Source organism: Mesorhizobium sp. M2A.F.Ca.ET.037.01.1.1, assembly GCF_003998075.1.
Lineage (GTDB): Bacteria > Pseudomonadota > Alphaproteobacteria > Rhizobiales > Rhizobiaceae > Mesorhizobium.
The window spans coordinates 1-4,838 of the sequence record NZ_RZSA01000489.1 but is presented as its reverse complement, the minus strand read 5'-3'; the positions used below and the strand labels follow the sequence as shown (position 1 = coordinate 4,838).

Genomic DNA, 4,838 nt, shown 5'->3' with positions numbered 1-4,838 from the left:
GTGCCGGTGCGCGAGGAGCGCATGAGCGCCTATGAGATGATGCTGTCGGAAAGCCAGGAGCGCATGCTGATGGTGCTGCGCCCCGAGAAGGAAGAGGAAGCCGAGGCGATCTTCCGCAAATGGGGGCTCGACTTCGCCATCGTTGGCAAGACCACCGACGATCTGCGCTTCCGCGTCATCCATCAGGGCGATGAGGTCGCCAATTTGCCGATCAAGGAGCTGGGCGACCAGGCGCCGGAATATGACCGCCCCTGGGTCGAGGCGAAGAAGCCGGCGCCGTTGGCCGCCAACGATGCGCCCAAGGCCGATGTCGCCGACGCGCTGCTCAAGATGCTGGGTGGGCCGGATCTGTCCTCGCGGCGCTGGGTGTGGGAACAATACGACACGCTGATCCAGGGCAACTCGCTCCAGCTTCCGGGCGGCGACGCCGGCGTGGTGCGCGTCGAGGGCCATCCGACCAAGGCGCTCGCCTTCTCCTCCGACGTCACGCCCCGCTACTGCGAGGCCGACCCATACGAAGGCGGCAAGCAGGCGGTCGCCGAATGCTGGCGCAACCTGACCGCCACCGGCGCGCTGCCGCTCGCCGCCACCGACAACCTCAATTTCGGCAATCCGGAGCGGCCCGAGATCATGGGCCAGTTCGTCGGCGCCGTTAAAGGCATCGGCGATGCCTGCCGCGCGCTCGGCTTCCCGATCGTCTCCGGCAATGTCTCGCTCTACAACGAAACCAATGGCCGCGGCATCCTGCCGACGCCGACCATCGGCGGCGTCGGGCTGATCGCCGACTGGTCGAAGATGGCGCGCATCGGCTTTGCCGCCGAGGGCCAGATGATCGTGCTGGTCGGCGCGCCGCCGAGCTGGGGCAGCCATCTCGGCCAGTCCGTCTATATGCGCGACATCCACGGCCGCGCCGACGGTCCGCCGCCGCCGGTCGATCTCGCGCATGAAAAGCGCGTCGGCGACCATGTGCGCTCGCTGATTGCATCCGGCGTCGTCACCGCCGCGCACGACATCTCCGACGGCGGCCTGGCGATAGCGCTCGCCGAAATGGCGATGGCCTCCGGCATTGGCGCCGCCATTCCGGGGCTCACCGGCACCGATCCGATTCCGGTCTGGTTCGGCGAGGACCAGGGCCGCTACCTGCTGACGCTGTCGATCGACCCGCAGAGCGGCGAATGGGACAGGATCCGCCAGGAACAGGAGAAGCTCGGCATCTTCGCGCCCTGGATCGGCACCACCGGAGGGCGTGACTTGAAACTGGGTGACGCACGGCCGGTCCCGGTCAGCGAGCTGAAGGCTGCCCATGAAGGCTGGTTCCCGCGCTTCATGGACCAGGCCAGTTGACCAGGCTGACTGTGAAGGCGCTGATCGCAGTCGTCTTCTGGCCTTCGCTGTTCTTCTTCTGGTTCCTCGGCCCGTTCGTTTTCTTATTGCTGTCGACCACCTCGAGCGAGGAGTGCGCACGGCTGGAAACCCGCGACGAGTTCCTGGCCGCGGCCAATGCCGCTTTGCCGATGCTCGTCTTGCAGACCCTGATCTACGCGGTTCCGATCGTCTGCCTGGTGCTGTGGGACAGGCTCGCGCCGGAGCCGGCGCGAACACGGCATATCGCGACCTGCATCAAGCTCTTCATCGTTGCCGCGATCATCGGAGCGACTTGGGACTATGGCTCGTCCTTGATCTGCGACGGCTATGGCCAACCCTTCTTCTCGTCCGCCTGGCGAATGACGAGCTATCTTCCCATCGTCGGCCTGCTGATCAACATCCCGCTTTATATACTCACCTTCAGCCTTGGCCGGGCCTTCTCGACCCGCGATGACATCACCGAAGATGGCGTGATCCATTCGAAGCAGGACAATTCTTAGGCCGCTGTCGCGGACGGAACGGCTTCAATCCGGGTCGGAAAGGCTTTAGGCTCGCGAGTCAGATCATACCGGTGCTGCCTAGCTGCCCCGCTTGAAACAGGATTTTGCCATGGCAATGGATGCCCACGACATCGAAAAACTGATCAAGGAAGGCATTCCGGACGCCAAGGTGACGATCCGTGATCTCGCCGGCGACGGCGACCATTACGCGGCGGAGGTCGTTGCCGAAAGCTTCCGGGGCAAGAGCCGGGTCCAGCAGCACCAGATGGTCTATGACGCGCTGAAGGGCAATATGGGCGGCGTGCTGCACGCGCTGGCCCTGCAGACCAGCGTCCCGGACTGAACGCTGCCATCCTCTCAGGCTTGGCACAAAATCGCGTTATCCCTTGCGCCATTCAAGTAGCGTCGCGGCTAAAGTCTTGTTTCAGCCACCCTATGGGTCTATTTGAAGGACATGCTTCGAGCCTGACTCCCACAGGCGTGAAAGGATTGTCCATGACCGGCATCAGCGACTACATCGACAATGAAGTGAAGAGCAACGACGTCGTGCTCTTCATGAAGGGCACCCCGGGCTTCCCGCAATGCGGCTTTTCCGGCCAGGTAGTGCAGATCCTCGATTACATCGGGGCCGACTACAAAGGCGTGAACGTGCTCGACTCGGCCGAATTGCGCCAAGGCATCAAGGATTATTCCAACTGGCCGACCATCCCGCAGCTCTATGTGAAGGGTGAATTCGTCGGCGGTTGCGACATCGTCCGTGAAATGTTCCAGGCCGGCGAGTTGCAGGACTTCCTGGTCGAAAAGGGCGTCAGCGTCAAAGGCGCAGCCTGATTCAATCTTGCTCGCCGGCGGAGGCTAACTCTCCGGCCGGCAAGCATCGCCCGGGGCCGCCCCCACCTCGGCAATCATGAACCCGCATCTCGGGGATGAGACGAACCAGCGCGCCGGCCAGCCGGCGCTTGTTCGTTGAAAGATCGGACTTTGCCGTGGACAAGCAGGTAGAAGCGTCGCAACGGGCAAGCAGCTTGCCCATTCCGCGCTGGGAATTCATCGCGCTGTGCGCAGCGCTGATGGCGCTCAACTCCCTGGCCATCGACATCATGCTGCCAGCGCTGCAGCAGATCGGCGCCTCGCTTGGCGTCGAGAGCGAGAACCACCGCCAATATGTCATCACCGCCTATATGCTTGGCTTTGGCGGCGGACAGCTTTTGTTCGGGCCCATTTCGGATCGCTTTGGACGCCGCGCGCCGCTGGTCTTTGGCCTGGTGGTCTATGTCGTGGCCGCGGCTGCCGCCGCCATAGCGCCCAGTTTCGCTTTGTTGCTGACCTGGCGTCTCATCCAGGGCATCGGCGCGGCTGCGACCCGCGTCATCGCCGTCTCGATCGTGCGCGACACGTTCGAAGGCCGGCGTATGGCCGAAGTGATGTCGCTGATCTTCATGGTGTTCATGGCCATCCCCGTCATCGCGCCCGGCATCGGCCAGTTCGTCATGCTGTTCGCCACCTGGCACTGGATTTTCGTGACCATGGCCATCGGCGCGCTGATCGTTTCGACCTGGGCTCTGCTGCGCCTGCCGGAGACGCTGAATGCGGAATATCGCCGGCCACTCACGATAAGCTCGGTCGTCGGCGGCTTCCGCATCGTGCTCACCAACCGGCTCACGCTTTGCTATGCCTTCGCCAGCACCTTCATCTTCTCCGCCATGTTCGGCTTCATCAGCTCGGCGCAACAGATCTACATCGACATCTTCCATGTCGGCGAATTGTTCCCGCTGATTTTTGCCGGTGTTGCCGCCGTGCTTGCCTTCTCCAACTATCTGAATTCGCGGCTGGTCGGACAGATCGGAATGCGCCGTCTGTCGCAAGGCGCGCTGCTCATCTTCCTGTGCATCAGCCTTGCCTGGCTGGTCGTTTCGTTGGAGATGCAGATGCCGCTCTGGCTCTTCATCACCTTCTTTGCCGGCGCGATGCTGCCGTTCGGCGGTCTTGGCGCGAATTTCAACGCTCTCGCCATGGAGCCGCTCGGCGAGCTCGCCGGCACGGCGGCATCCATCCTTGGCTTCATGCAGACTTTTCTCGGCGCCCTGATCGGCGCGGCGATCGGCCAGGCCTACAACGGCACGGTCACGCCTCTGGCCGCAGGCTTCTGCAGCGTTTCTGTCGCGGCCCTGCTGATGATCCTGATCGCCGAGCGGGGCAGGATGTTCCAGCCGCACAATCCCCCTGTTTCGGGGCACGTCACCGATCTGCATTAGGTTGTCGTCTGGCTGGCGGTTGCCGGCCGGGGCGCGGTTTATTCCTATTCGGCCCAGAGCTCGCGGCGCAACTCGTCCCAGCTTTGCTTGTCCGGCGCGACCAGCAGGCCGCCGTCGACATGCGACGGCAGATAGGCGCTGCCGTCGACGCGCGCGACATGGCCGCCGGCTTCCTGATGGATCAGCGCGCCCGCGAGATGATCCCAGGGCATCAGCTTGTTGTAGAGCACGAAATGGGCGTGACCGCTCGCAAGCAGCCGATATTCATGCGCCGCGCAGCGATAGGCGAATTGCGACAGCGTCTTGGTCTGGTTGCGGGCGAGCCGCGAGCGCTCAGGCTCATCGAGGAACTGCCAGGAAACGGCGCCGGTCATCTGCGACATCGGCACCGGCGCCGCGACGCGGACCTTCTCCAGCGCGCCATGCGCGTGGCGGATATGGCTGCCCCCGCCCTTGGCGCCGATCAGCCAATCCTTGCCGACCGGATCGTGGATGATGCCGGCGACGGTCTCGCCATTGACGACGACGCCGGCCATGACGCCGAACAGCGGCACGCCGGAGGCGAAGTTGAAAGTGCCGTCGACCGGATCGATGACGAAGGCAAGCGCGGCATCGCCAAGGCCCGACAGCAACGCCGGATTGTCGGAGCAGGCCTCCTCGCCGACCACCATTGCGTCTGGAAATCGCTCGCGCAGCCGGGCGGTGATCAGCCTCTCGG

The 4,838-nt window shown here is 63.7% G+C and carries 6 protein-coding genes; 5 read left to right on the top strand and 1 reads right to left on the bottom strand.

All coding sequences use genetic code 11. The features are described 5' to 3' along the window. The 5 genes from EOA27_RS22200 to EOA27_RS22180 all read left to right on the top strand — a co-directional run. The coding region (locus tag EOA27_RS22200) for an AIR synthase-related protein (protein ID WP_245491135.1) at window positions 1–1,344 on the top strand (1,344 nt) is incomplete at its 5' end. Beyond that, a complete protein-coding gene (locus tag EOA27_RS22195) occupies window positions 1,341–1,865 on the top strand; it encodes a hypothetical protein (RefSeq protein WP_126082486.1) in 525 nt (174 codons plus the stop codon). The genes EOA27_RS22200 and EOA27_RS22195, both read left to right, overlap by 4 nt. Before the next feature lie 109 nt (window positions 1,866–1,974). Further along, window positions 1,975–2,208 (top strand): BolA family transcriptional regulator, encoded by a 234-nt coding sequence (locus tag EOA27_RS22190; protein ID WP_006206026.1) that lies wholly within the window; start codon window positions 1,975–1,977, stop codon window positions 2,206–2,208. 152 nt (window positions 2,209–2,360) lie between these two features. Beyond that, window positions 2,361–2,696, top strand: coding sequence for a Grx4 family monothiol glutaredoxin (gene grxD, locus EOA27_RS22185; protein ID WP_040981263.1), 336 nt, complete (start codon window positions 2,361–2,363; stop codon window positions 2,694–2,696). A 155-nt stretch (window positions 2,697–2,851) separates the two neighbouring features. Beyond that, the gene (locus tag EOA27_RS22180) at window positions 2,852–4,120 is read left to right on the top strand and encodes a multidrug effflux MFS transporter (protein ID WP_126082485.1); all 1,269 of its coding nucleotides are present in this window, start codon (window positions 2,852–2,854) and stop codon (window positions 4,118–4,120) included. Window positions 4,121–4,164: 44 nt separating this feature from the next. Here the strand turns inward: EOA27_RS22180 and EOA27_RS22175 are convergent. Continuing rightward, the coding region (locus EOA27_RS22175; protein ID WP_145970467.1) for an inositol monophosphatase at window positions 4,165–4,838 on the bottom strand (674 nt) is incomplete at its 5' end.

What these genes read in the sequence shown, in the direction of transcription:
- EOA27_RS22190 (WP_006206026.1), top strand. Translation starts at nt 1,975, where the DNA reads ATGGCAATGGATGCCCACGACATCGAAAAACTGATCAAGGAAGGCATT.
- grxD (WP_040981263.1), top strand. Translation starts at nt 2,361, where the DNA reads ATGACCGGCATCAGCGACTACATCGACAATGAAGTGAAGAGCAACGAC.